Source organism: Duganella sp. P38, assembly GCF_050859475.1.
In the GTDB taxonomy this organism is placed as follows: Bacteria; Pseudomonadota; Gammaproteobacteria; order Burkholderiales; family Burkholderiaceae_D; genus Rugamonas.
The window spans coordinates 5,163,624-5,189,700 of sequence record NZ_CP193936.1 but is presented as its reverse complement, the minus strand read 5'-3'; the positions used below and the strand labels follow the sequence as shown (position 1 = coordinate 5,189,700).

Annotated in this window: 16 protein-coding genes and 2 pseudogenes; 9 read left to right on the top strand and 9 right to left on the bottom strand. The window is 65.0% G+C overall.

Features of this window, described 5'->3' with window-relative positions:
- Positions 1-2 precede the first annotated feature (2 nt).
- Positions 3-377, top strand: coding sequence for an apolipophorin (locus ACRQ5J_RS24100; protein ID WP_432380455.1), 375 nt, complete (start codon positions 3-5; stop codon positions 375-377).
- Here ACRQ5J_RS24100 and ACRQ5J_RS24095 read toward each other — a convergent pair.
- From ACRQ5J_RS24095 to phaP, 5 genes and pseudogenes are all read right to left on the bottom strand, one after another.
- The gene (locus tag ACRQ5J_RS24095; protein ID WP_432380453.1) at positions 352-2,451 is read right to left on the bottom strand and encodes a diguanylate cyclase; all 2,100 of its coding nucleotides are present in this window, start codon (positions 2,449-2,451) and stop codon (positions 352-354) included. The genes ACRQ5J_RS24100 and ACRQ5J_RS24095 overlap by 26 nt on opposite strands.
- Before the next feature lie 124 nt (positions 2,452-2,575).
- Positions 2,576-4,353 (bottom strand): annotated as a pseudogene (locus ACRQ5J_RS24090) (ABC transporter ATP-binding protein).
- The gene (locus tag ACRQ5J_RS24085) at positions 4,343-6,097 is read right to left on the bottom strand and encodes an ABC transporter transmembrane domain-containing protein (protein WP_432380451.1); all 1,755 of its coding nucleotides are present in this window, start codon (positions 6,095-6,097) and stop codon (positions 4,343-4,345) included. The pseudogene ACRQ5J_RS24090 and the gene ACRQ5J_RS24085 overlap by 11 nt, the downstream one beginning before the upstream one ends.
- A gap of 61 nt (positions 6,098-6,158) precedes the next feature.
- A complete protein-coding gene (locus tag ACRQ5J_RS24080; RefSeq protein WP_432380449.1) occupies positions 6,159-7,169 on the bottom strand; it encodes an IS110 family transposase in 1,011 nt (336 codons plus the stop codon).
- A gap of 275 nt (positions 7,170-7,444) precedes the next feature.
- Positions 7,445-8,050 carry a TIGR01841 family phasin gene (gene phaP / locus ACRQ5J_RS24075; RefSeq protein WP_432380447.1) on the bottom strand — a complete coding sequence of 202 codons (606 nt, stop codon included), beginning with the start codon at positions 8,048-8,050 and terminating at the stop codon, positions 7,445-7,447.
- A gap of 182 nt (positions 8,051-8,232) precedes the next feature.
- Here phaP and ACRQ5J_RS24070 point away from each other — a divergent pair, with 182 nt between their 5' ends.
- The 6 genes and pseudogenes from ACRQ5J_RS24070 to ACRQ5J_RS24045 all read left to right on the top strand — a co-directional run bounded on the left by ACRQ5J_RS24070 (position 8,233) and on the right by ACRQ5J_RS24045 (position 13,927).
- Positions 8,233-9,507 carry an amidohydrolase family protein gene (locus tag ACRQ5J_RS24070; protein ID WP_432380445.1) on the top strand — a complete coding sequence of 425 codons (1,275 nt, stop codon included), beginning with the start codon at positions 8,233-8,235 and terminating at the stop codon, positions 9,505-9,507.
- Between the two features lie 69 nt (positions 9,508-9,576).
- A complete protein-coding gene (locus ACRQ5J_RS24065; RefSeq protein ID WP_432380443.1) occupies positions 9,577-10,098 on the top strand; it encodes a GNAT family N-acetyltransferase in 522 nt (173 codons plus the stop codon).
- Positions 10,095-10,607, top strand: coding sequence for a GNAT family N-acetyltransferase (locus tag ACRQ5J_RS24060; protein ID WP_432380441.1), 513 nt, complete (start codon positions 10,095-10,097; stop codon positions 10,605-10,607). The genes ACRQ5J_RS24065 and ACRQ5J_RS24060 overlap by 4 nt, the downstream gene beginning before the upstream one ends.
- 136 nt (positions 10,608-10,743) lie before the next feature.
- The gene (locus ACRQ5J_RS24055; protein WP_432380439.1) at positions 10,744-12,363 is read left to right on the top strand and encodes a methyl-accepting chemotaxis protein; all 1,620 of its coding nucleotides are present in this window, start codon (positions 10,744-10,746) and stop codon (positions 12,361-12,363) included.
- Between the two features lie 74 nt (positions 12,364-12,437).
- A pseudogene (locus ACRQ5J_RS24050) lies at positions 12,438-13,051 on the top strand (diguanylate cyclase domain-containing protein); the annotation flags it as partial.
- Between the two features lie 24 nt (positions 13,052-13,075).
- The gene (locus ACRQ5J_RS24045; RefSeq protein ID WP_432383719.1) at positions 13,076-13,927 is read left to right on the top strand and encodes a putative bifunctional diguanylate cyclase/phosphodiesterase; all 852 of its coding nucleotides are present in this window, start codon (positions 13,076-13,078) and stop codon (positions 13,925-13,927) included.
- Here the strand turns inward: ACRQ5J_RS24045 and ACRQ5J_RS24040 are convergent.
- Positions 13,917-17,249, bottom strand: coding sequence for an alpha/beta hydrolase-fold protein (locus ACRQ5J_RS24040; RefSeq protein WP_432380437.1), 3,333 nt, complete (start codon positions 17,247-17,249; stop codon positions 13,917-13,919). The genes ACRQ5J_RS24045 and ACRQ5J_RS24040 overlap by 11 nt on opposite strands.
- Positions 17,246-19,096 (bottom strand): glycoside hydrolase family 13 protein, encoded by a 1,851-nt coding sequence (locus ACRQ5J_RS24035; RefSeq protein WP_432380435.1) that lies wholly within the window; start codon positions 19,094-19,096, stop codon positions 17,246-17,248. The genes ACRQ5J_RS24040 and ACRQ5J_RS24035 overlap by 4 nt, the downstream gene beginning before the upstream one ends.
- A 458-nt stretch (positions 19,097-19,554) precedes the next feature.
- On the opposite strand from ACRQ5J_RS24035, the gene ACRQ5J_RS24030 reads away from it, so the two are divergent.
- Entirely contained in the window at positions 19,555-22,296 is a 2,742-nt protein-coding gene (locus ACRQ5J_RS24030; RefSeq protein ID WP_432380432.1) for a TonB-dependent receptor, read from the top strand.
- 46 nt (positions 22,297-22,342) lie between these two features.
- Here ACRQ5J_RS24030 and ACRQ5J_RS24025 read toward each other — a convergent pair whose 3' ends face one another.
- Positions 22,343-23,161 carry a helix-turn-helix transcriptional regulator gene (locus ACRQ5J_RS24025; RefSeq protein WP_432380430.1) on the bottom strand — a complete coding sequence of 273 codons (819 nt, stop codon included), beginning with the start codon at positions 23,159-23,161 and terminating at the stop codon, positions 22,343-22,345.
- 93 nt (positions 23,162-23,254) lie between these two features.
- Here ACRQ5J_RS24025 and ACRQ5J_RS24020 point away from each other — a divergent pair, with 93 nt between their 5' ends.
- Positions 23,255-24,154, top strand: a complete 900-nt coding sequence (locus ACRQ5J_RS24020; protein WP_432380428.1) for an SDR family oxidoreductase — start codon at positions 23,255-23,257, stop codon at positions 24,152-24,154.
- A 3-nt stretch (positions 24,155-24,157) separates the two neighbouring features.
- Here ACRQ5J_RS24020 and ACRQ5J_RS24015 read toward each other — a convergent pair whose 3' ends face one another.
- A complete protein-coding gene (locus tag ACRQ5J_RS24015) occupies positions 24,158-25,972 on the bottom strand; it encodes a M2 family metallopeptidase (protein ID WP_432380426.1) in 1,815 nt (604 codons plus the stop codon).
- Positions 25,973-26,077 lie beyond the last annotated feature (105 nt).

Below are 26,077 nucleotides of genomic sequence, written 5' to 3'. Positions count from 1 at the left end.
GCATGATGATGCGTTATGTGGCAGTGACATTGACGGCGCTGGCGCTGCTGGGCGGCTGCCAGAAGAAGGATGATCCGAGCGAGGCGGGTCCGGCCGAACGGGCCGGCCGCAAGCTCGATCAGGCCACCGAGCAGGCTGGCGCCCGGCTCGACAACGCCGCCCGCGACGCCAACGCGCAACTGAGCGACGCCGCCAAGGAAACCAGCCAGCGTCTCGACAAGGCCGCCGACAAGGCTGGCGAAACCTTGAACAACGCTACCCGCGAAGCCGGCCGCAAGCTGGAACAGGCCGGGGAGAAGATGCAGACGGCCGCCGAGCAACGCGAAGCGAAAAATAAGCCGGCGCCGCGCCTCAGTGCGTGCTGGCCGACTGCTTGATTGGGACCACGTTGTCGCGCTGCGCGGACGCGTGGCCGTCCGCATCGCTGCCCAGCACCACCGTCAAATCGACGAAGCCGGCGCGCCATGCGCGTTCCAGGTCCTGCTCGACCGCTTCCATCGACGTCAGATGGAAGTTGTCGAAGCCGCGCACGCCGTAGGCGCGATTGCGTCCATGCGCCTTGGCCAGGTACAGCGCCATGTCCACCAGGTTGACCGCGCGCTCCCACGGCAGCGGCTCGCCGCCCGGCGCCAGCGGGAAGGGCGAGAAGCCCACCGACACATTCACCGATATCTCATGCTCGCCGTACTTCAGCGCCTGCGCTGAAATGCTGGTGAGGATGCGGCGCGCGATTTCGTCGACGCCATGGCGCTGGATCGCCGGCAGGAAGGCGAGGAATTCCTCGCCGCCCCAGCGCACGATCATGTCGGTTTCGCGCAAGGCGATGCGCAGGTTCTCGGCGATCATTTTCAGCACCGCATCGCCGGCGGCGTGGCCGTAGTTGTCGTTGATATGCTTGAAGTGGTCGACGTCCAGCAGGAACAGGGCGCCGACCATGCCGTCCGGCCGCTCCGGCGTGGCCAGGCCGCGCATGAAGTCCTGGAAGTGGCGGCGGTTGTACAGCGCCGTCAGCGGATCGAGCGTGGATTGCGCCTTCAGCTCCAGGTTCTTCACCTGCAGCTGGGCGTTGGTGTGGCGTACCTTGCGGTACAACAGGCCGACCACCGCCGCGGCCAGCGCGAACACCAAGGCCAGCAGCCACCAGACGCGCTGCTGCAAGCGGCGATTGTCGATCTCCGCGCCCTTCACCTGGTTCTCGTGGCTCAGCAGCTCGATCTGGCGCTGCTTCTTTTCGGTGTCGTACTTTTCCTGCAGTTCCAGCGTGGCCTGCTGGCGGCGTTTCTCAAACAGCTCGTTGGAGATATCGCGCTCGCGGTGATAGGCGTCCACCGCGCCGCGCAGGTCGCCGGCGCGCTCCAGCGCTTCGCCGTATTCGCGCAGCGCCACTTGCAGATCGGGCTTGTTGTTCTCCTGTTCGTAGCGTTCCAGACCCAGCTCGTACTGCCTCTTGCCCTCGGCCAGGCGGCCGATGCCGAGGTAGGCCTGGCCCAGGTTCAGGCGCGCCGTCGCCTCGGTGGATTTGTCGCGCGTCTTCTGCGCCGATTGCAGCGACTCCTGCGCGTACTGCGCCGCGCGCGCGTAGTCGCGCTGTTTCAGATAGCTGTCCGACAGGTTCACCAGCGTCACGCCGACCATGCGCTCGGCGCCCATGTGGCGTTCCAGCGCCAGGCTTTCCTGCAGCACGCGCAAGGCGCGCTGCGGCTGGCCCGAGTCGATGGCCAGCCCGTACTCGGTGTTCTTGGCCATGGCCATGCGGCCGCGCGAGTTGAGTTTTTCGGTTTCGTCGAGCAGTTCGGCCAGCGTTTCGGCGGCGCTCTCGTATTCCTTCATCTGCGTGTGCAGCTTGGCCAGCGCGTTCAGCGCCGCCACCAGGCTGAGACGGTCGCCGGCCGGCGGCCGCGCCATCTCCACCGCATGCTGCAACTTGGCCAGCGCCGCCGGGAAGTTGCCTTGTTCGGCGTAGGTCTGGCCGGCGGTGATGGTGGCCTGCACCTTGAGCGGATTGTCGACGGTGCTCAGGGCCAGCTTCTCGGCCTCGAAGGCGATGCGGTGCGCGGCGTCGATTTCCGCCAGCGCGAACAGCACATAGGTCTTGGCCAGCATGCCCTTGGCGACGATGACGTCGTCGCGCAGCGACTTGCCGAAGGCGATGGCCTGCTCGGCCACGTCGAGCGCGACGTCGTTCTGCCCCAGGCGCATGCGGGTGGCGCTCATCTGGACCAGGAATTCGGCGCGGGTGTGGGTGGCGGCGGAAGCCAGTTCCGGCTGCAGCTTTTGCAGCTGCGCCAGCGCCTTGTCGGGCACGAAGCGGCTTTGTTCGCGGATGTCGAGTATGCGCTCGTCCAGCGTGGCCTGGGCGAGCGCCCACGCCGGCGCCAGCGCCAGCGCGATCGCCGCCGCTGCGGCGCGCCGCCTGCCTTGCCACCGGCCGCTATTTCCTGATCTTGCCAACTTGACGTCCTCGCACATTGCCCTACGATGTGTGAGTCATTATATTCTCGTTGCAGTCAAGAAAGCCCGTGCGGCCGGCGATTGTCGTCAAAATTGCACAGATTTCGCTGCCGTTTCAACTACATTAAGCAGCTAGTTGCTGCAAAAGGTATAGGCGTTGGTACAAGCCGCCGTCGATCTGCATCAGCTGCTCGTGCGGGCCGGTTTCGGCGATGCGTCCGTGATTGAGCACGATGATGCGGTTGGCGTCGCGGATGGTCGACAGGCGGTGGGCGATGGCGATCACCGTCACCTTGCCGCGCAGTTCATCGAGCGCCGTTTGCACGATCTGCTCGGTTTGCGAATCGATGTGCGAGGTCGCTTCATCGAGCAGCAGGATGCGCGGCGTGCCGGCCAGCGCGCGGGCGATGGCGATCAGCTGCTTCTGGCCGACCGACAGGCGCGAGCCGCCTTCGCCCAGCGGCGTGTCGTAGCCCCGGTCCAGCGCGCTGATGAAGTCGTGCGCATGGGCGGCGCGGGCGGCCGCTTCGATCTGCGCCTGCGTCAGGCCGCGCCCCATGTCGATGTTCTCGCGCGCGGAGGCGGCCAGCAGGAACGGGTCCTGCGGCACCAGGCCGACGTCGGCGCGGAAGCGTTCATTGTCGATATCGTCCAGCGGCGCGCCGTGCATCAGGATGCTGCCGTGCGGCGCCGGGTAGAAGCGCAGCAGCAGCGACAGCAGCGTCGACTTGCCGCTGCCGGTGTGGCCGACGATGCCGACGAAATCGCCCTGCGGGATCCGCAGCGACAAATCGTGCAGCACCGGCTGGCCCTCGTTGTAGGCGAAGCTCAGATGGCGGATGTCGACCGCCGGCGCATCGTCGCTGGCGTGGGCGGCCGCGCGTGGCGAGGCGCCGCTGTGTTCCCGCGCCGCGCCTTCGTCGAGCAGCGTCGCCACGCGCGCGGTGGCCACCACCGATTGCTGCAACTGGCTGAACTGCATGGTGATCTGGATCAGCGGCTCGATCACGCGCGCCGGTAGCTGATGAAGGCGTACAGGATGCCGACCTCGGTGGCGGTCATCTCGCGCTGGCCGAACAGGAAAATCACCGCCGCCAGCAGGATGATGTTGAACAGGTCCAGCGCGGGGCGCAGCAGCCAGGCGTTGGCGCGCAGCTCGGCCAGGCGCGCCGTGTAGTGGCTGTCGTTGGTGCTGGCGAAGCGCTGGCCGAAGCGCTGCTCGGCGTTGCTGGCCTGGAGCACGCTCATGCCGCCGATCGACTCGGCCATCTGGCCATTGATCTCGCTGCGCAGCGCGCGCGCGCGCGTCACCGCCGGCGCGCTCCAGCGCTGGTACAGCCAGACGATCAGCAGCACCGCCGGCAGCAGCGCCAGCACGATCAGCATCAGACGCCAGTCGAGGAAGGCCATGGCGCAGACGGTGCCGATCAACACGATGGTCGAATCGAGCATCACGAACAGCACCTGGATGTACAGGCTCTTGACCGCCTCGGTGTCGTTGGTGACGCGCGACACCAGCTGGCCGGTGATGGCGCGGTCGAAGAACGACATCGGCAGCAGCAGCACGTGGGTGTAGACCATCTCGCGCAGCCGCATCACCGAGCGCATGGCCAGGCCGGACAGGCGCACCAGCTGCAGGTAGCGCAGGCCGCTGGCGATCCAGCCGGTCAGCACCACACCGGCCAGCAGGGCGGCCATGCGCGGCCAGTCCAGATGGTGCGGCAGCAGGTGTTCATCGATCAGCGCCTTGCCCATGATCGGACCCATCACCTCCAGCAGCGCGGCGGCGATCAGCCACAGCACGGCCCACGACAGGTGATGCTGGTCCGGCAGCGCGGCGCGGCGCAGCAGGGAAAACGCCTGCCGCATCTGGCCGGCGGGGGAGCTAGGTTCAGGCTTCATCAAGGCTGGCTTCCAATTGTTGATAGCGCCACTGGCTGGCGTACCAGCCGTCCAGTGCCAGCAGTTGTTCGTGTGTGCCGGTCTCGCTGATGCGGCCTTCGCGCAGCACGACAATCAGATCGGCGCTGACCACGGAGCTGAGGCGGTGGCTGGCGATGACGGCGCTGCGGCCGGGGCGCTGCGCGCGCAGCTCTTCGAGGTGGCGCAGGATATGCGTCTCGGTGCCGGTATCGACGGCCGACAGCGCATCGTCGAGCAGCAGCAGATCGTTATCGGCCAGCAGCGCGCGGGCGATGGCGACGCGCTGGCGCTGGCCGCCGGACAGCGTAATGCCTTTCTCGCCGACCTGCGTATCGTAGCCGTCGGCGAACAGCAGGATATCGTCGTGGATGGCGGCCAGGCTGGCGGCGTGCTCGATCTGCGCGCGCGTGGCGCCGGGCCGGGCCAGCGCGATATTCTCGGCGATCGAGGCCGAAAACAGGAAGGACTCCTGCGGCACCCAGCTGATGGCGGCGCGCAGCGCCCGCAGCTGGTACTGATCGAACGCGTGGCCGCTCCACTGCACGCTGCCGTGCTGCGGCGTCAGCTGGCGCAGCAGCACGCGCAGCAGCGTCGACTTGCCGCTGCCGGTCGGGCCGACCAGGCCGAGGGTCTGGCCGGGCTGCAGCGTCAGCGAGATAGCGCTGATGGCCGGCGCGCTCTGGCCGGAATAGGCGTAGCCGACGTCGCGCAGCGCGATCGGGCCGGCCGGCACGGGGGCCAGCGTGCCGTGGTCGTCGATGGCCAGCGGCGCGTCGAGCATCGGCTGCAAGCGTTGCCAGGCGGCGCGGCCGCGTTCGATCAGCGACAGCACCCAGCCGGCGGCGAACATCGGCCAGATCAACTGGCCCAGGTACATGGTGAACGAGGTCAGCGCGCCGATGGTCAGCTGGCCGTGCCAGATCAGATAGCCGCCGAGGCCGAGGGTCAGGCCGGTGGCGGCGGTCAGCGTCAGGCCGACGGCCGGCTCATAGGCCGCTTCCCACACTTGCGCGCGCAGGCTGGCGTCGGAAGCCTGGCCGGCCAGCGCGGAAAACTGCTGCGCGCTGCGCTGCTCCAGGCCGAGCGCGCGCAAGGTGCGCACGCCGGACAAGGTCTCCTGCACATGATCGTTGAGCGCGCTGAAGCGCTTGAGCGAATCGGTCGACGCGGTATGGATATGGCCGGAGATATACCAGAACGCCCACGCCATCAGCGGGAAGGGCAGCAGGGCGATGCAGGCCAGGCGCCAATCGACGCCCAGCAGCATCACGCCCAGCACCATGACCAGCGTGAGGGCGCCGTCGAAGCCGGCCAGCATCGCCTCGCCGGCGGCCATCTCGATGGCGTCGATATCATTGGTGGCCAGCGCCATCAGGTCGCCGGTGCGCTGGCGCTGATAGAAGGCCGGGCCTTGCAGCGTCAAGCGGGTATACAGGCGGGTGCGCAGCGACACGCCGAGCTGGTAGGCGGCGCCATACAGGATCTGGCGCCAGGCCACGCGCAGAAAATAAATCCCGAGGCCGATCAACAGCAGCGCGCCGATCTCCATCAGCAGCGCATTGCCGGCCAGGGTATGGTTGGCCAGGCCATCGATCATGGCGCCGACCTTGCGCGGCACCCAAATGCTCAGCGTCGCGACGCCGGCCAGCATGGCGCCGGACAAAATATAGGCGCGGCTGTGCTGGCGAACGAAACCGCCGATCAGCCGTGAGAGTTTAGACATGCATGTTGCCCCGGTAAAGCCTGTAGCCCGCTAGGATACAACAAGCAGCAAAAACCCGGGGTCAGATACCGTCTTGAATAGCAAGCCCTTTTGAAAGGTAATTGGCGTCAAAGGGCTTGCCGGTACGAATGACACCGTAGATGAGATGCACGAGCTTATGCATCACGGCGCCGATCACGGCTTTTTTCGCCATGCCATTATTCGCCAGGCGCTGGGCAAACTGGTGTAGTAGCGGGTTGTGGCGGCTTGCCACCATGCCGGGCATATATAGCGCGGCGCGCATTGAGGCGCTGCCCTTGCGGCTGATGATGGTACGCCCCCGAAGCGAGGTTCCTGAGCTGCGCTGGCGTGGGGTCACGCCGAGAAATGCTGCCAAGGCCTTCGCGTTGCCGAAGCGCCGAATGTCGCCCAACTGGCCTAAGATGCGAGCTGCGGTGGTGTTACCAATGCCTGGAATACTGGTGATGAGCTGCGCGTCGTGCTTGAGGCCGGGATGGCGGTCGATGTGGTCATCCACGTCGTCTTCCAGTTGCTTGATCTCGGTGTCAAACCAGGCAATGAGCAAGCGCGCGTGCTCAGCCACCTCGCCCATGCCGCTGGCCTCATAGCTTTCCAGCCGGTTGCGTTCCTGCTGGCGCATATCCTTCAGAGCCAGTATCCGCTGCGACCACGCACGCAACTGACGTTGCTCCAGCGGAGCGGGCGCCCACGTTGCCGGCGCCATCGCCGCGCAGTAACGTGCGATCAATGCTGCGTCCGCCTTGTCGGTTTTATTGCGCAGGTTCTCGCTCTGGCCAAAGCCCTTGATGCAGCCCGGATTGACTACGCTCACGGCAAGCCCAGCATCATGAAGCGTGGTTGCCACCTCCTCGAAATACACGCCGGTCGCTTCCATGCAGACCCGTAATGCCGCCTTGGGTAACTTGGTCTTGTCCAGCCATTCCAAGAGCACCTGATGGCCTGCGGCAGAGTTATCTATGACCTTGCTCTTGATCTTTCCGTTCACTAACAAGGCCACGTCGAGCTTTTTCTTGCCGACATCGATCCCCACGATTGCTGTTGAGTTATCCATTTTTGACCTCTCTCGTATGCGGGCTTACGCGCGAGGCGATGACCCAAGATACCATTCGGACTTTTAAAATGAAACAGGCAGGGGCACCAATCTGACCCACGGGCTCAATGGCCCAAATTCTGATCGGCATCACCCTGCCTGACCACCTCCGTCACTTTATCCGATGATGGGGCGGTATGCTCAATATACGAGGTCTGACATTCGCACACGGGCTCAACTGCGAAGCAGTTGAGCCCGTGTGCGAATGTCAGACCTGACCCCGAATGTAGAGGCTGTTATTTCTTGGCCTTGGGGGCGGCTTTGGCGGGCTTGGCTTCTGGCGCCAGCGCGATCGGTTGCGGCGGTGTTTCAGGGAACGATGGCTTGATCGCGGCTTTTACTTCGATGACGTCTTGTTGCTCCGGGATCGGCGCGGCCACCGGTTTGGGTTTCGGCAGTTTCGGCGCGATCGCGGCTGCAGCCACCGCTTCCGCTACCGATGCCGATTCCGGTACGGCCACCGCCGGCGGCGCGGCGGTCAGCGCCGTCCCGGCGTTGGCCTTCGCTGCCTCGCTTGCTTGTTTGAACGTGCCCTGGGCGCTGCTGACCAGCGCCTGCTGGGCGGTCGAGGCGATGCTGTACAGCTCGCGGCCGTAGGCCAGCAGCGCGTCGAAGCTGCCCGGCTGGGCGACGCTGAAGAATTCTTTCGGGTCTTTCGCCGACCACAGCTGCTTGGCGGCAGCCGACGATTTTTCCACCGAGGCTTTGGTAGTGGTGAGGTTGAGCGCGATGACTTTTTCAGCGCTGTCGACCGCCGTGGTGGCCAGCGTGTTCAACAGGTGGAATTGCGCTTCAAGCTGGGATTTGGTCGCTGCGGAAAACTGTTCGGTAATCGATGACATAATTTCTCCTGAGATTATGATGCAACGCAATAAGCCCATTCTAGCCAGCATTGACCGGGATGGAAAGTTATTTTTTCTACCATGGGCAGGCGGGCGCCAGATATCCTTAGTGCGGCGCAATAATTGCTGTATTTTGATGAATGCGCCTACAATGTTCTTACTTCAAATCAACGGGAGTGCCGATGGATGTGGTGATACGCAACGCTAATCTGGCCGACGGACAGCAGGGCGTCGACATCGCCATCGAGCATGGCCGCATTGCCGCCGTCGGTCCCCGCCTGCCGTTGCAGGCGGCGCGCGAGATCGATGCCGGCGGCGACCTGGTCAGCCCGCCGTTTGTCGATGCGCATTTCCACCTGGATGCCACGCTGAGTTACGGCTTGCCGCGCGTCAACGCTTCCGGCACCTTGTTGGAGGGCATCGCGCTGTGGGGCGAGCTGAAACCGCAACTGACCCAGCAGGCGCTGATCGACCGCGCGCTGCAATATTGCGACTGGGCGGTGGCGCGCGGCCTGCTGGCCATCCGCTCCCATGTCGATGTCTGCGACGACCGCCTGCTGGCGGTGGAGGCCTTGCTGGAGGTGAAGCGCCGCGTGGCGCCGTACCTCGATTTGCAGCTGGTGGCCTTTCCGCAGGATGGCGTGCTGCGCGCGCCGCACGCGCTGATCAACCTGAAGCGCGCCATCGCCATGGGCGTCGAGGTGGTCGGCGGCATTCCGCACTTCGAGCGCACCATGGCCGAGGGCGCCGAGTCGGTGCGCATCCTGTGCGAGTTCGCCGCCGACCAGGGCCTGATGGTGGACATGCATTGCGACGAGTCCGACGACCCGATGTCGCGCCATATCGAGACGCTGGCCTGCCACAGCAACCGCCTCGGCCTGCACGGCCGCGTGACCGGCTCGCACCTGACGTCGATGCATTCGATGGATAACTATTACGTCAGCAAGCTGCTGCCACTGATGCGCGAGGCGGGCGTCAACGCCATCGCCAATCCGCTGATTAATATCACGCTGCAAGGCCGTCACGATAGCTATCCGAAGCGGCGCGGCATGACGCGCGTGCCGGAGCTGCTGGCGGCCGGCATCCCGGTCGCGTTCGGCCACGATTGCGTGATGGACCCGTGGTACAGCCTGGGATCGGGCGATATGCTGGAGGTGGCGCACATGGGCCTGCATGTGGCGCAGATGACCGGCCAGCAGGCGATGCGCGATTGCTTCCGCGCTGTGACCACGACGCCGGCCGCCATCCTCGGCCTGCGCGGCTATGGCATCGCGCCCGGCTGCCATGCCGACCTGGTGCTGCTGGACGCCGCCGATCCGGTGGAGGCGATCCGCCTGCGCGCCGGCCGCCGGCTGGTGATGCGTCGGGGAAAAATCGTGGCCGAGTCGCCGCGCGCGCAGGCCCGGCTGCACCTGCCGCAGCGGCCCGAACACGTCGATTTCCGCCTCGGCCGCTGAGGCGCGAGGCTGGACTTGCAGCGGGAAATACATGACAATCGAACACTGTTAAATCCGCCCGGAGTTGCCTTGAAAGAAATCGCCATCCGCCCCGCCACGGAAGCCGACTTTGGCGCCATGTGGGAGATATTTCAGGAACTGATCGCCAGCGGCGACACCTATTACTTCGCCGCCGACACCAGCCGCGAGGATTGCCACGACTACTGGTTCGGCGCAGGCATCCAGAGCTTTGTCGCCGTGCTCAACGGCGAGCGCCTGGTGGCCATGTACCGCCTGATTCCGAACCAGCGCGACCGCGGCGCTCATGTGGCCAACGCCTCCTTCATGGTCAGCCCGGCGGCGCAGGGCGTCGGCGTCGGCAAGCTGCTCGGCGCCGACTGCCTGGTGCGCGCCCGCGCGCAGGGCTACCTGGCGATGCAGTTCAACTATGTGGTCAGCTCCAATATGCCGGCCGTGCTGCTGTGGAAGAAGCTGGGCTTTTCCATCGTCGGCACCCTGCCGCGCGCCTATCGCCACCAGTACCTCGGCTATGTCGACGTCTACGTCATGTACCAGTTGCTGGAAGATCCCGCGCAGTGGCCGGACGCATGAGGATACTCGACACGGCGCGCCTGACGCTGCGCACCATCGCGCCGGACGACGCGGCGTTTTACTACGCGCTGGTCAACGATCCGACCTGGATCGAGCACATCGGCGACAAGGGCATCCGCAGCGTTGAGGACGCGCGCGCCGCCATCATCGACGGCCCCTGCGCGATGCAGCAGCGGCTGGGCCATTCGCTGTATGTGATGGAGCGCAAGCGCGACGGGCAGCCGCTGGGCTTGTGCGGGCTGATCAAGCGCGACAGCCTGCCCGAGGTCGATATCGGCTACGCCATCCGGCCGGCCCATTTCGGCCAGGGCTACACCTATGAGGCCGCCGCGGCCGTGGTGGCCTACGCGCGCGACGTGCTGGGCCTGCCGCGCCTGATGGGCATCACCAACCCGGCCAATACCGTGTCGATCAATCTGCTGGCCAAGCTCGGGCTGACGTTTATTGAACACAAAACGCTGCCGCCCGATAATCGTCCTACCAATATTTACCAGCTGGATTTGCGCTGAGGTGGGAATCCGATAGATTTTTATCGTTCCATATAGCATCATTGTCCCGTGGCGCCACCGGCTGCCTGTTCCCCAAACAACGGAACCAATTAAGAACAACAAGCTTGTTTGAATTGAATTCTTGAAGGGAGTAGGTATGAAACTCGCCAATCTGAAGATAGGCGTGCGCCTGGGGCTGCTGGGCGCGTTCTTCTTTGCCGCGCTGGCGGTGGTGGCATTCGCCGGCTGGCGCGCGCTGGAGAACAGCAATGCGCGCAGCGCCGACGCCATGGCCCGCTCGGCCGCGCTGAGCCAGGCCATCGATACTGCGCGCAGCGCCCAGGTCGAATTCAAGATCCAGGTGCAGGAGTGGAAAAACATCCTGATACGCGGCAACGATCCCGCCCAGCTGGAGCGCTATCGCCAGGCCTTTGTCAAGGGCGGCGAGACCACGCGCGCCGAGTTGCAGAAGCTCGACGGCCTGCTGGCCGGGCTGGAACTGAAAACGCCGCTGGTCGGCGAAGCGCTCGCCACGCAGAACGAGCTGGTGGCGCGTTATCTGCAAGCGCTGCAGCGGTACGACGCCGCCAATCCGCAAAGCGCGCACGTGGTCGATACGCTGGTCAAGGGCATGGACCGCGAGCCGACCAAGAAAATCGACGATATCGTCGCGTTCATCGGCAAGGAATCGGTGCGGCTGACGGCCGCCATGGAGCAGGCCAACCGCGCCGCCCACCGCCAGACCATGATCACCATGGGCGTCACGCTGCTGATCACGGTGGTGGTGGGCTGCGTGACGGTGTCGTCGTTGATCCGCAGCATTACCCGTCCGCTGGACGCCGCCGTCAGCATGGCGCAGACGGTGGCCGCCGGCGACTTGAGCAGCGAGGTGCGCATCAGCACCAAGGACGAGATCGGCGAGCTGCTGGGCGCGCTGAAGGCGATGCAGCATAATCTCAGCAATATCGTCGGCCGGGTGCGCTCGGGGACGGAAACCATCCACCACGCGGCCACCGAGATCGCCGCCGGCAACCTCGACCTGTCGGGCCGCACCGAGCAGCAGGCCAGCTCGCTGGAGCAGACCGCCGCCGCCATGGTCGAGCTGACCACCACGGTGCAGCAGAATAACGCCAACGCCGACCAGGCCTGCAAGCTGGCCGACACCGCCTCCACCGTGGCCGCCAGGGGCGGCGACGCGGTGGCGCAGATGGTGCACACGATGGGCGAGATCAATGACAGCTCGCGCAAGATCGTCGACATCATCGGCGTCATCGACGGCATCGCCTTTCAAACGAATATCCTGGCGCTGAACGCGGCTGTGGAGGCGGCGCGCGCGGGCGAGCAGGGGCGCGGCTTTGCCGTGGTGGCGTCCGAGGTGCGCAACCTGGCGCAGCGTTCGGCTGCCGCCGCGCGCGAGATCAAGGAGCTGATCGGCACCTCGGTCGGCCGCGTGGAGGAGGGCAGCCGGCTGGTCGGCCAGGCCGGCGCCACCATGACCGAGGTGGTGGCCAGCGTGCAGCGCGTGACCGCCATCATTGGCGAAATTTCGGTGGCCAGCGTCGAGCAGCGCGACGGCATCGAGCAGATCAGCATCGCCATCAGCCAGATGGACAGCGTGACGCAGCAGAACGCCGCGCTGGTGGAGCAGGCGGCGGCCGCCGCCGAATCGCTGGAGCAGCAGGCGTCCGGCCTGCGCGAGGCGGTCAGCGTCTTCAAGCTCAGCGACCAAGCGGCGCGGCCGGCTGCGCCGGGCCGGGCCTTGCGCCTGGTCGGTTAAGCTTTTCGCTACAGGCGGTTTGATGCGCGTCAAGCGGGCGCGCGAACGGCGTTTTTGCATGCTGGCGTTCAACTATGATGGCCTCTTCCGCAACGCACCGGACGAAGAGGGACAGCATGAACAGCATCTGGCCGGTACTGGCCGCCATCACGCCATGTTTGCTGGCGCTGCTGGCCGGCCAATGGCAAACGCGCCTGTTGCGCGCGCGCTGCGCGCAGTTGCAGGCGGCGCTGGCGGCGCAGCGCGACACCGGCATGCGGCTCGACTTCATGGCCCATCACGACAGCCTGACCGGCCTGCCCAACCGCTTGCAGTTGCAGCTGCGGCTGGAGCACGGCGTGGCCTATGCGCGCCGCCACGCCAGCCTGCTGGCGGTGCTGTTTGTCGATATCGACCGCTTCAAGACCATCAACGATCGCTGGGCCATGACGCCGGCGACCAGGTGCTGGTGCAGTTTGCCCAGCGCCTGCGCGGCTGCGTGCGCGAAGTCGACACGGTGGCGCGCCACGGCGGCGACGAGTTCATCGTGCTGCTGACGGAGCTGCGCGCAGGCGCCGATGCGCAGCAGGTGGCGGACAAGATCACCAGCGCCATCGCCGAACCGTTCGTCGTCAACGGCGACCTGCTCGACGTCGGCGCCAGCATCGGCGTGGCGGTCTATCCCGATGACGATGACGATATCGAGACGCTGATCGAGAAGGCCGACCTGGCGATGTACGCCGCCAAGCAGCGCGGCAACGGCGCCAGCCAGCGCTTCCTGCCCAGCATGCAGGCCAAGGCCTATTCGCGGCTGATCCTGGAAACGGCGCTGCGTCACGCGCTGGAACACAAGGAGTTCGCGCTGACCTATCAGCCGAAGATGGATCTGCGCCGGCGCCAGATCAGCGGCGTGAAGGCGCTGCTGCGCTGGAAGCATCCGGAGCTGGGCGTGGTGATGCCGCTGGATTTTCTGCCGGTGCTGGAGCAGAGCACCCTGATGCTGCCGGTCGGCGCGTGGGTGCTGTCCACCGCCGTGGCGCAGGCGCGCGGCTGGCTGGATCAGGGCTTGCCGTTGACGGTGACGGTGCATCTGTCGCCGCGCCAGTTCTTCCATCGGGATATCGTGCCGAGTCTTGCCGCCACGCTGGAGCAGGCCGGCGTGCCGGGGCGCTGCATCGAGATCGAAATCAACGAGGCCATGCTGATCGACAGGAACCAGCAGGCGGAGGAAATACTCGGGCAGTTCCGGCAGATGGGCGTGCGCGTGGCGATCAGCGATTTCGGCACCGGCTACGCGTCACTGAATTATCTGCGCCGCTACGCGGTGGACGTGGTGAAGATCGACAAGTCGCTGGTGGATGACCTGGTGCGCGGCGAGGCGATGGTGGCTGCCATCATCGACATGGCGCATGGCCTGAACATGCGGGTAATCGCCGCCGGCGTGGAAACCGGGGAGCAGCTGGCGCGCCTGTCGGCGATGGGCTGCGACGAGGCGTTCGGCTTCTGTTTGAGCCCGCCGGTGGCGGCGGACGAGGTGGGGGCGCTGCTGGCCGGGCGCCAGCAGCGCGTGCTGCTTACTTCCTGAAGAACCAGGTCAGCGGAATGCCGACCCGCGCGGCCCACGATTTCTCGTTATGGCTACCGCCTTCGGCGCGGTGGTACATCAGGTCTTCATTGAGCACATAACCCTTGGCCAGCATGGCGTCGCGCATATTGGTGGTGAAGTCGATGCCGTCGCCTTCGGTGCCGGCGTCGATGTAAAACCTGACCGGCTGGCGTGGCGGGACGTTCCTGGAAAACATCTGGTCGTTCCACCAGAACGAGCTGGATACGCCGCCGGCCTTCGAGAACACCTGCGGGTATTTCTGCGCGATGTAGACCGAGGCGATGCCGCCCAGCGAGGAGCCCATGATGGCGGTGTGATCGCGGTCCTTCAGGGTGCGCAGGTTGGCGTCGGCCCATGGCTTGACGGTGTCGACTAGGAAGGCGGCGTAGGCGTCGATCTTGCCGCCGCCGTGCTGCTTGTCGCAGCATGGCGTGTATTCGGCGACGCGCTGTTCGCCGGCGTTGTCGATGCCGACCACGATGATCGGTTCGATGGCGCCGGTGGCGATCAGCTTGTCGACGGTGGCGCCGATTTCCCAGGCCGTGCCGAAGGCGGCGGTCTTGGGATCGAACAGGTTCTGGCCGTCGTGCATGTAGAGCACCGGGTAGCGCTGTTGCGGATTGGCGTCGTAGCCGGGCGGCAGGTAGATGCGCAGCTTGCGGGTATTGCCAAGTTGTGGCGAGGCGAAGTTGTCGACGATGCGCAGCGTGCCGGCGGCGATTGCCTCGGTGGGGGCGTCGCTCTTCGGCACAGGCATGATGCGCACGCCGTGGATGTCGAACTTGTTGGATGGCCCTTGCACGCCGCCGGCGTCGCTGTAGGTGGCGTTGTTTTTCATGTAGCTCATGTTGTAGAAGTCGTCCAGGTGCAGCGTGTAGTCGCCTGGTTTGAGGCTGGCGCGCAGCGGCGTCGAGTATTTGGCGCCTTCGCCGGCCGGGGAGTGCGGCAGCTGCACCACGCCGTTGGCGACGATATTGCCGCTGTCGTCTTTCAGCGATGCCCATTTGACGCCGCCGCTGATGCCCAGGTTGATCTGGTGGGCGGTGTTGCGGTATTTGATCTGGATGGCGTAGCTGCCGGCGCGGTCTACCTTGAAGTGCTGTGCAAACGTGTCCGAAGGTGCGCCCCAGGTGGCGCGTGAGACGGCGATTTCCTGGCCGCCGTTCAGGCAAACCGGCATGCTGTGGTGACTGCGGTTGCCGGAGCTGGTGTACACCGCTTCGACGGCGTAGCACAGATTGTCGGCGGCGACGGCGTGACGGTCGGCCCAGGTGGAGGCCGAAATATTCGCGCCGGCCAGCTGGCCGTCGCGGTATACGTTGTACACGACGCCCTTGCCGGCGCTGGGCTTTGCGTCGACCGCGCCGCTGGCGATGTGCAGCGTCGGGTAGCCGTAGGCGCCGCGTTCCAGCCTGGCGATGCGCGGCTCGGCGGGCGCGTAGACGGCGGCGTCCTGCACCAGCGGCTTGCCGGTCACGCTGCGGCTGGCCTGCTGGCCCGGCAGCAGCCTGCCGAGACGGATTTCGATCTGGTTATCCTCGCCCAGCGCATCCCACGCCAGCGTGGCGGCGGCCGGCCTGCCGTTCAGCGTGATGTTGTCGACGGCATAGTAGCCATTTCCCTTGTCCGCTGCCGGCAGCGCAATCCGCACGGTGAGACGCTTGCCGCGCAGCGCCAGATTATTCAGCGTAATCGCATCGCTGCCGGCGAACGTGTCGCGCCGCAGCTTGGCCGTGATGAAAGGCCGCAGCGCGATGCCGTCGTTGGTTGTCTCCACGCCGAATACGCCGCCGATCACCATACCAAGATAACCGCCCACAGACCATAGCTGGCGCCGCGAATTGACTACCGGGCCACTCAGCTTGCCGTCGTCCAGCATCGGCTGGCCGGACAACCACTCCAGGTTCTCCATGTTGGACAGGTTGGTGGCCGCGCCGCGCATCAGCGTCGCGTAAGCCGCATCGGCCACGGCGACATTGCCGCCGATGGCGGCCGCCTTCAAACCGTAAGCGGTGACGAATGGCCACATCGCCCGGTTATGGTAGACGGCGGTATCGGCCTGCTGAGGGAAAATCACCGGCGCGCCCAATGGCCCATGCGGATAATGCGCCAGGATGCTCTGCGCCTGCCGCTGGTCGGCAATGCCGGTGACGATGGCCAGCGACTGCCCCAGCCAGTCGTACTTGTACATGGCGGCGCCGTCGAAGTGGCCGGCTGTCACGCTGCTATACATGCCGCTGTCGGCCTGCCAGAAGCGCTTGTTGATGGCGGCCTTCAGGTCTGCGGACCAGCCGCTGTAGCGCGCGGCGGTGGCGCTGTCGCCTTGTTCCGCCGCCAGTTGCGCGGCCAGCGTCAGCGCCTTGTAGTGGGCGGCGTTGGTGGACAGCGCCTTGGACGTGGCCATGAACGAGAGCTCGCCCGGCATCCAGTTGGCGTAGCTTTGGTCACGCCAGTCGAGGAAGGATTCCTCGCCGTTGTACAGGCCATCGGCCGCGTCCCAGATGGCGATGCGGTCATTTTCCAGCGTATTGCGCAGCGCGCGCAGGGCTGTCGCCGCGAAAGCCTTGCGCTGCTCCGGCGGCAGCGCCTTCAAGGCCTCGTCGGCGCCGAAGGCCCAGGTGACGCGGTCGGTGCTCACCGGCCAGCTGCCGCCGCTGCCGGTGTCCTGCACGATCTGGAAGCCGTTGTCGTTGCTGACAGCATGCAGGCCGGCGCTGACGCCGTCGCGGTAGCCGGCCAGCTTGAATTCCAGGGAATTGCGGGTGCGTTGCGGGTCCAGCATGCCGAGACCGAGCGCGGCGGCGTAAGACAGGTCGCGCGTCCACACGTAGTGCCACAACTCGCCGGTCTCGAAGCACTCGCAGGGAATGGCGTTGCCGCCGTTGTAGCTGCCGTCGCGGATATCGCTGACGGAGTCCAGCTTCATCTCGGCGCCGGCCAGCGCGAACAGCGCGTCAAAGGCCAGGTTGCCGCTGCGGACAGTCGGCAGGGTGGCCGATTCGGCGTAGCTGATTTCCTGCTTGCCGCCTTCGCGCACGCGCATGGTGGTCGACTGCGTGTAGCTGCGCAGCGCGGCGCCGGCGTCCGGCGTGGCGTAGCGGACGGTTTCCTTCTTGCCGTCCCAGGTGGGATAGCTGGCGCTCGCGGCGTCTGGCGCGGCGTGGGCGGTCAGCGCAGCGGCGCTGGCGGCAAGTGCGACCGCGCGTATCATCGCGGACGCGCGTGGCGCGGCGGCTTTCGCCGCCTGGCGCGTAGTGGCCGGATGTGGTTTGCGCGGCGCGCGCGCGGTGGATTGCTTCATTGTTCGATCTCCAGTATCAGCGCGGAACGCGCCGGCAGTTTAACTTGTCCGTCCAGCGACACGCGCTGGCCGCTGATGACATCCACGCCCGAGCGCACGCCGTTCAGCATTTCGTGGAAGCGCGCCGTTGGCAGCGTGGTGTCGGTCTTGTTCTTGTTAAGCGCCACCATGACCTTGCTGCTGCCGTCGTAGCGGAAGTAGACATAGGTGTTCTGCTCCGGGCCATAGTGCATCAGCTTTCCGCGATGGATGACGGCTGCGCCCTTGCGCCAGTTGAGCAGCTTGCGGACGTAGGCCTGCGCGCCGGCCTGTTGCGACGTCAGGCCGGCGCCGGTGAAGGCGTTCACCTTGTCGCCTGGCCAGCCGCCGGGGAAGTCGGCGCGGTACGAGGCGTCGTCGCGGCCCTTTGTGGTGCTGGTCATCTGAATCTCGGTGCCGGAGTAGAACTGCGGAATGCGCGGCAGCGTCGCCACCACCGCCAGCGCCATGCGGAACAGGTCCTGGTCTGCATCCAGCGCGCTGTAGATGCGCGACAGGTCGTGATTACCCTCGAACAGCACCAGGTTGGCCGCGTCCGGATACAGGTAGTCCTGCGACAGCGTTTCGTACAAGGTGGTCAGGCCTTGCTCGGCGCCGTCCGGCGCCACCAGCGCGCGGCGCAGCGCGTCGTTGAGCGGGAAGTCCATCATGCTCGGCATGTGCGACACATGGCCGTCGACATTCTGCTTGCCGCGCTGCCAGTGCGCGACCACAGGTATCAGCGGGCTCCATTCCTCGCCCACCAGGTTCAAACGCGGATACTCGGCCATCACCGCGCCGGACCAGCGGCTGAGGAAATCGGTGTTGGAGTAGCCGTAGGTGTCCACGCGCAGGCCGGACAGGCCGGCGTATTCGATCCACCAGATGCTGTTCTGAATCAGGTAATTCGCCACAAAGGGATTGGCCTGGTTCAGGTCCGGCATGCCTTGCACAAACCAGCCCTGCGTGAAATTGCGCTGGTCCTGCTGCGATCCATACGGGTCCTGCACCGCCACCCGGTGGTGCGCGGTTGGCACGTATTTTCCCTGGTAGGTCAGCCAGTCCGGCATCGGCATGTCCTGCATCCACCAGTGTTTGCTGCCGATATGGTTCAAGACCACGTCCTGTATCACGCCGATGCCTTTGCCGCGCGCCTGCGCCACCAGTTGGCGGAAGCCTTCGTTGCTGCCGTAGCGCGGGTCGATGCGGTAATGGTCGGTGGTCGCGTAGCCATGGTAGGAGCCGCGCGGCATATTCGATTCCAGCAGCGGCGTAGGCCACAGCTGCGTGAACCCCATGGCCGCCACGTAGTCCAGGTGTCCGGTGATGCCGGCGATGTCGCCGCCGTGCCGCCCGGAGCCGTCGGTGCGGTTCAGCTTGTCCGCGTAGCCGTCGATGTTGTCGTTGGCCGCGTCGCCGTTGGCAAAGCGGTCCGGCATCACCTGGTAGATGGCGTCCGCGCTGCTGAAGCCGGCGCGCTGCGCCGACGCCGGCGCGCGCGCCAGCAGCGTGTAGTTGTAGCGCAGGCTTTGCGCGCCGCGCTGGAACAGCAGTTCCAGCGTGCCGGGCCGAGCCTCCGGCGCGATCTCCAGGTCGATGAACAGATAGTTGCGGTTGGCGACACGCGAGACGCTGGCGATGCGCACGCCCGGATAGTTCAGCGCCGGTTCGAGGTCGGCCAGCTGCGGACCGTGCACCATCAGTTGCAGCTTGCTGTTGTGCATGCCGGTCCACCACAGCGGCGGGTCCATGTGATCGATGCGATAAGGCGCCGCCGCGGCGGCCGGCAACAGGGCGGCGAGCAGCGCCGCCAGCAGGACTTTCTTCATGCAGTCTCCGGGTAGGTAGTCGTACTACACGCCCATGTTTTTGTTGTTTTCGGGCTTAGGGCTTTGATTTTTCGAGAGAATACTCTTAAAACGCGACCGTATCAAACGCGCTGAATTTACCGCGAATACACTTTGACGACCAATTTTGACCAAGGGAAGGGACGGAAGCTGATATTTGCTTTCATAAAATCACCATTTTCGCCTCCAATCTGTAGTTCTACTACAAGTGTGCGCCGCGCGTCTTGTAGCCGAAATACAACGAGAACACCGATATCGTAGGGCGAGCCTTGATATCCGGGGCTCGCATTAGGTAGTGGCAGGGAAGTTTGATTGACATGCAATCTAGTTTTAGTACAAAATTCTTGGCAGAACGTCTTTAGAACGTTGTCATTCCTTGGATCCCGTGTAGTCGCAGCTGATTGCGGGACTTAATTTTGTGTCATGAGAGGGGACATTAAATGAATATCTTCGCAAGTACGCGTAGCCACACCGCATTTCCATTGAAGCCTGTCGCCGCCGGCTGCGCCTTGCTGATCGCTGCCGCCGCCGCGCCAGCGTTTGCTCAAACCGCCGCCGCCGCAGCGCCGGCCGCTGAAGAGCAAAAAGTCCAGTCCGTGACCGTGGCCGGCATCCGCCGCGGCATCGAGGACGCGATCTCGGTCAAGAAAGACGCCAGCTCCATCGTTGAAGCCATTTCGGCCGAGGACATCGGCAAGCTGCCGGACGTGTCGATCGCCGAATCGATCTCGCGCCTGCCGGGCCTGGCCGCCCAGCGCGTTGCCGGCCGTGCGCAAGTGATCTCGGTCCGCGGCCTGTCGCCGGACTTCGCCACCACCCTGCTGAACGGCCGCGAGCAAGTCTCGACCGGCGACAACCGCAGCGTGGAATTCGACCAGTACCCATCTGAACTGATGGCTGGCGTGACCGTCTACAAAACCCCGGACGCCAGCCTGGTCGGCCAGGGCCTGTCGGGCACCATCGACATGCAAACCGTGCGCCCACTGAACTTCAGCGGTCGCACCGTGGCGCTGAACGCCCGCGGCGAGAAGAACTCGCTGGGCAAGATCGCCAACGCCAAGGACACCGGCACCCGCTTCAGCGCCAGCTACATCGACCAGTTCGCCAACCGCACGATCGGTATCGCGCTGGGCTATGCCCGCCTGGAAACGCCTATCCTGTCGAACGAAACCGGGCTGTACGAGCCATGGACGCTGGACGCCCGCAACGGCCTGCCAGCCAACACCTTCTCGGCCAACGGTATCAAGGCGGTCGCGCGCAGCGGCCGCAACGAGCGTGATGGCCTGATGGGCGTGCTGCAATACCGTCCGAACAAGCAATGGACCAGCACCCTGGACCTGTACGCGTCGCGCTTCAAGGCCGAAGAGACCGCCAACCAGCTGGAAATTTCGCTGTCCCAAGGCGAGTCCAACTACAACCCGGTGCAGGTGGCCGACGGCACCATCGCCAGCGGCACGATGAACAATGTGCGCCCGCTGGTGCGCGGCATGTACAACAAGCGCAAGGACGATATCCGCGCGATCGGCTGGAACAATGAATTCAAGACGCCGGACTTCACCGTCGTCGCCGACCTGAGCTACTCGAAAGCCAAGCGCGACGAGCTGAGCCTGGAAAACAATCTGCAGTACAGCAACGGCGCAGCGACGGCCCTGCTGGACAAGGTCAACCTGGTGTACGGTAACGGCGGCTTCTCGCAGATGACCACCGGCCTGAACTACGGTAACGCCAGCAACCTGTACATCGGCAACACGATTTACGGCTCGGGCTACGGCAAAACGCCTAGCATCGAAGATGAGCTGAAGAGCGCCAAGCTGGCGATCAATGTGCCGATCACCGGCGCGTGGGAAAAAGCCTTCTCCAGCGTCGACTTCGGCGTCAACTACGCCGACCGCAGCAAGAACAAGCATCAGCCGGAAGGTTCGATCAACCTGGTGGGCGCGGGTGTTTCCGTGCCGGGCAACCTGCAATACGGCCTGGCAGACCTGGGCTTCGCCGGCGCCGGTTCGATTCCAACCTGGAACGTGCCAGCGATGGTCAGCCAGTACATGTCGTTCGCCCCGGTGGACAACCTGAACTACCTGATCCCGAAAACCTGGGAAGTCAACGAGAAGATCGCCACCACCTACGCCAAGGCCAATATCGAAGCCGAGCTGTCGCCGTCGGTCAGCCTGCGCGGCAACATCGGCGTGCAGATCCAGCACACCAACCAGTCGTCGGATTCGCGTTACTACGACAACAACGCGGCTGCTGGCACCAACCCGGTCAAGCCTGTGCATGACGGCAAGAGCTACACCGACTACCTGCCGAGCCTGAACCTGGCGTTCGGCTTCGACAACCAGCAGACCGTACGTCTGGCCGTGGCCAAGCAACTGGCCCGTCCACGTATCGACCAGCTGCGTTCGGCGCTGGAGATCGGCATCGACAACACCAAGCGCGAACCGGGCGCCAGCGGCGGTAACGCCCGCCTGGACCCATGGCGCGCCAAGGCGATCGATATCTCGTACGAGAAATACTTCGACAAGAAGGCGTACTTCGCGCTGGCCGGCTTCTTCAAAAAGCTGGACACCTACATTTTCACCCAGGGCCGTCCGTATGACTTCTCGCAATACCTGCCGTCGACATACCCAACCGGCACGCTGCCACCGCTGACCAACATCGGCACCTACACCGCCGCGTACAACGGCGAGGGCGGTATCCTGAAGGGTGTTGAACTGTCGGGTTCGCTGCCGCTTAACATGCTGAGCAAGTCGCTGGACGGCTTCGGCATCAGCGCCAGCACCACCTACACCGAGAGCGCGATCACGATTCAGGATCAGGGCAGCAACATCGGCTCGAACATCCCGCTGCCAGGCCTGTCGAAGCGCACCACCAACCTGACCGCCTACTACGAGAAGAATGGTTTCGAGACCCGTATCAGCCAGCGTCGCCGCTCGGACTTCGTGGGTGAGATCGGCAACTTCTCGAACGACCGCACCTTGCGTTATGTGGTCGGTGAGAACGTGATCGACTTCCAGATCGGCTACACCTTCGAAACCGGTTCGATGAAGGGCCTGGGCCTGGTGCTGCAAGTGAACAACCTGCGCAACGCCGCCTACGAAACCTACAACGGCGACCGTTCGCAACAGCTGGAATACGCGAAATACGGCCGCACCGTGCTGGCCGGCGTGAACTACAAGTTCTAAGCGTCAGCGCTTGGCAGGCAAAGGCGTCCCTCGTGGACGCCTTTTTTTATGACGACTTCAAAAAGGCAGCGATGCGGCTGGCCGTGTCCGGCGTCGCCGGGTTGTAGACCATCATCGACAAATCGGGCCGTCCATCGACGGCAAACGTCGAAAACTCCAGATCAATCGCCCCCAGCACAGGATGGTGCAGCACCTTGTAGCCGTCCGAGACGCTGATGACTTCATGGTCTTCCCACATGGCCGCAAACTCGGGGCTTTGGCGCGACAACTCGTCGGCCAGCATGGCCGCCTCATTGCCTGCGCCGGCGCGTATGGCGTCTGCGCGCAGCGAACCGACCACGAAGCGGGCCACACTTTCCCAATTGTTTTGCGATGCGCGCACACGGCCGTTGCTGAACATCAGCCGCGCGACATTGCGTTCTTTGGCGGGAAGCGCGGCGTAGTCGGTCAGCAGCAGCGTGGCCGGACGGTTCCAGGCCACGATGTCCCAGGTCGGCGTGCGCAGCATGGCGGCGCTGCCGGTGAAGGCGTCCAGCACCCGTTGCAGGCGCGGCGTGACGCCGTCGGCGCTCTTGTAGCGGGCTTCCGGCAAACGGCCCAGGCCCAGCATGAACAGGTGTTCGCGCTCGGGTTCGGTCAGCATCAGCGCGGCGGCGATGCGCTCCAGCACTTCGGCCGACGCGGCGCCGCCCCTTCCTTGTTCCAGCCAGGTGTACCAGGTGGTGCTGATGTTGGCGCGCTGCGCCACTTCTTCACGGCGCAGGCCGGCCGTGCGGCGGCGTCCGGCGGCGATGCCGAAGGCGGCCGGATCGAGCCGGTTGCGGCGGTCGCGCAGGAATTTGCCGAGGGGGTTATCGTCATGCATCCTGTTGGTCCTTATACCTGTATAACGTCACTACTTTAATAGGAAAGACATGCTGGCCATAATACGCGCACTTCAGCTATCAAGGAGCATGAGATGCGGGTATTTGTGACAGGCGCGACCGGCTTTATCGGCGCGCAAGTGGTGGCCCAGTTGCTGGCTGCGGGGCACGAGGTGTTGGGCATGAGCCGTTCGGACGCCGGCGCCGAAACGCTGGCCGCGGCGGGCGCGCAGGTGCATCGCGCCGGGTTGGAAGATCTGGACCGGCTTCGCGCCGGCGCGGCGCAGGCGGACGCGGTGATCCATACGGCGTTCAATCACGATGACTTCAGCAAGTTCGCCGCGAGCTGCGAGCAGGACGGGCGTGTGATCGCGGCGCTGGCCGAGGCGCTGCGTGGCTCCGCCCGGCCGCTGATCATCACGTCCGGGGTCGGCATGGGCGAACGCGGGCATGGCCAGGCGGCGGTGGAGACGGTGTTGAATCTGGAGCACCGCAATCCGCGTATCGCCTCCGAGCTGGCGGGCGTTGCGGCGCTGGAGTCGGGCGTGGATGTGCGCGTGGTGCGTCTGCCGCAGGTGCATGACACCCGGCGGCAAGGCCTGGTGAGCTACCTGATCGCCAATAGCCGCGAGCAGGGCCAGGCCGCGTACATCGGCGAGGGACTGAATCGCTGGTCCGCCGCGCATGTCAGCGATGTCGCGCTGCTGTATCGCCTGGTGCTGGAAAAGGGGAAGGCTGGCGAGCGCTATCACGCGGTGGCGGAGGAGGGCATTGCGGCGCGCGATATCGCCGAGGCGGTGGGCAAGGGCCTGGGTGTGCCGGTCCGGTCGCTGGCCGCGGCCGAAGCCGGCGCGCATTTCGGCTGGCTGGCGCTGTTTGCCGGTCAGGACATGTCGGCCTCGGCCGCGCTGACCAAGGCGCGCCTGGGCTGGCATCCGGCCGGCCCAGGCTTGATCGCCGATCTGACGGCGATGGATTACGCGGCGGCCCGCTAGGGCTTACTGCTTCTCAGCCGCCGCAAAGGCGGCGTTCTGCTGGTCCAGCCAGGTTTTCAGCGGCGCGAAGTATTCGAGCAGGGCGTTGCCGTCGATTTTGTCTTCGCCGGAGATGGCTTTCAGCGCCTCCGGCCACGGCTTGGACGCGCCCAGTTCCAGCAGCTGTTGCAGCTTGGCGCCGGCCTTGGCGTTGCCGTACACCGAGCAGCGGTTCAGCGGACCGCTGTAACCGGCCTCGCGGCACAGCGCGCGATGGAACTGGAATTGCAGCATGTCGGCCAGGAAGTAGCGCGCGTAGGCCACGTCGGCCGCCACGTGGTACTTGGCGCCGGCGTCGAAGCCCTTGGCGTCGTCGCCCGGCGCCGGCCGCTTCATGCCCATGTACTGCTCGCGCAGCTGCCACCAGCTTTTATCGTAGTCGGCCGGCTTGGTCTTGCCGGCGTAGACGTCCCAGCGCCATTTGTCGACCGAATAGGCGAACGGCAGGATCGCCACCTTGCTCAGCGCGCGCTGCAGCAGTTGCGGGATGTCGGCGGTGACGTCGGGCTCCTCGTCCATCAGGCCGATCTGCTTCAGGTAGGCCGGCGTGATCGACAGCGCCACGGTGTCGCCGATGGCTTCGTGGAAGCCGTCGTTGGCGCCGTTGCGGAACAGGAAAGGCTGCTTGGTATAGCCGAGGAAGTAGTAGATGTGGCCCAGCTCATGGTGGATGACGGTGAAGTCCTCGGCGGTCGGCGTGATGCACATCTTGATGCGCACGTCGTCTTTCTCATTGATCGGCCAGGCGGAGGCGTGGCACACCACGTCGCGGTCGCGCGGCTTGGTCAGCAACGAGCGTTCCCAGAACGATTCCGGCAGCTTCTGCATGCCAAGCGAGGTGTAGAAGCCCTCGGCGTACTTGGTCATCTGCCTGGCGTCGGTCTTGCGCTGTTCCAGCACCTTGCTCAGGTCATAGCTGCTGGCGCCGGTGGACGGCTTGAGGATCGGGTACAGATTGGTCCAGCTCTGGCTCCACATATTGCCGAACAGGTGGGACGGAATCGGGCCGGTCAGCGGCACCACGTCGGCGCCATAGGTGGCGCGCAGCTTGTGGCGGGTGTAAGTGTGCAGCGAGTCGTACAGCGGCTTGACCTGCTGCCACAGGCGTTCCATCTCGGCGGCGAAGGCTTCCGGCGGCATGTCGTACTGCGAGCGCCACAGGGCGCCGGTGTCGGCAAAGCCCATCTGTTTGGCGCCCTTGTTGGACAGGGCGACGTAATCGACATACTTCTGCTTGTAATCCTGCGACTGGGCGTGCCAGCCGAGCCACATCTCCTTCAGCCTGGCCTCGTCGCGGCTGGTGGCCAGCACTTTCTCCATGTCGCCCAGCGGCATGCACTCGCCGCTTTGCGGGCAGTACTTGGCCTTGCCGTAGGCGCCGTTCAGCGCCGCTTGCAGCGCGGCGTACTGCGCGCGCTCTTTCGGATCGGCGAACACCACGGTCTGCTGCAACAGCGACAGCTTGCGTGCCGAGTCGGGCGCCAGCTTCAGGCCGTTGAAGCGGCGCGCGCCGATGGCGGCCTCGCCCGAGGCGCTCAGGTAGCGCTCGGCGAAGTAGGACGCGATGGCCTCGGTGTCGTCGGTAATGAAGTTGGAGCCGACCCAGGCGGCGCGCGCCTGTTCGTTGTTCAGCTTATTAAGTTTGGCTTCGGTATCGGCGAGAAAGCGTTCGGCTTCGGCGACGGTCGGCCTGGTGGCGGGGGCGGCCAGCGCGGTGGCGCCGGAGGCTGCCAGCGCGGTCGCCAGCAGCGTGCTGATAATTTTTGGTGTCACAGACATCTCCCTTAGTTGATCCCAGATCATACCTCCGGACTTGGTCTTACAATGTGCTTTTTATTTGGCGTCTATTTTTATGGCTCATCTTCATCCTACCGGCTGGCAAGA

Excerpts from the sequence above, each read along its gene's own strand:
- ACRQ5J_RS24100 (WP_432380455.1), top strand. The coding sequence starts at position 3 with ATGATGATGCGTTATGTGGCAGTGACATTGACGGCGCTGGCGCTGCTG.
- ACRQ5J_RS24085 (WP_432380451.1), bottom strand. The coding sequence starts at position 6,097 with ATGTCTAAACTCTCACGGCTGATCGGCGGTTTCGTTCGCCAGCACAGC.
- ACRQ5J_RS24080 (WP_432380449.1), bottom strand. The coding sequence starts at position 7,169 with ATGGATAACTCAACAGCAATCGTGGGGATCGATGTCGGCAAGAAAAAG.
- phaP (WP_432380447.1), bottom strand. The coding sequence starts at position 8,050 with ATGTCATCGATTACCGAACAGTTTTCCGCAGCGACCAAATCCCAGCTT.
- ACRQ5J_RS24070 (WP_432380445.1), top strand. The coding sequence starts at position 8,233 with ATGGATGTGGTGATACGCAACGCTAATCTGGCCGACGGACAGCAGGGC.
- ACRQ5J_RS24060 (WP_432380441.1), top strand. The coding sequence starts at position 10,095 with ATGAGGATACTCGACACGGCGCGCCTGACGCTGCGCACCATCGCGCCG.
- ACRQ5J_RS24055 (WP_432380439.1), top strand. The coding sequence starts at position 10,744 with ATGAAACTCGCCAATCTGAAGATAGGCGTGCGCCTGGGGCTGCTGGGC.
- ACRQ5J_RS24045 (WP_432383719.1), top strand. The coding sequence starts at position 13,076 with ATGTACGCCGCCAAGCAGCGCGGCAACGGCGCCAGCCAGCGCTTCCTG.
- ACRQ5J_RS24040 (WP_432380437.1), bottom strand. The coding sequence starts at position 17,249 with ATGAAGCAATCCACCGCGCGCGCGCCGCGCAAACCACATCCGGCCACT.
- ACRQ5J_RS24035 (WP_432380435.1), bottom strand. The coding sequence starts at position 19,096 with ATGAAGAAAGTCCTGCTGGCGGCGCTGCTCGCCGCCCTGTTGCCGGCC.
- ACRQ5J_RS24030 (WP_432380432.1), top strand. The coding sequence starts at position 19,555 with ATGAATATCTTCGCAAGTACGCGTAGCCACACCGCATTTCCATTGAAG.
- ACRQ5J_RS24025 (WP_432380430.1), bottom strand. The coding sequence starts at position 23,161 with ATGCATGACGATAACCCCCTCGGCAAATTCCTGCGCGACCGCCGCAAC.
- ACRQ5J_RS24020 (WP_432380428.1), top strand. The coding sequence starts at position 23,255 with ATGCGGGTATTTGTGACAGGCGCGACCGGCTTTATCGGCGCGCAAGTG.
- ACRQ5J_RS24015 (WP_432380426.1), bottom strand. The coding sequence starts at position 25,972 with ATGTCTGTGACACCAAAAATTATCAGCACGCTGCTGGCGACCGCGCTG.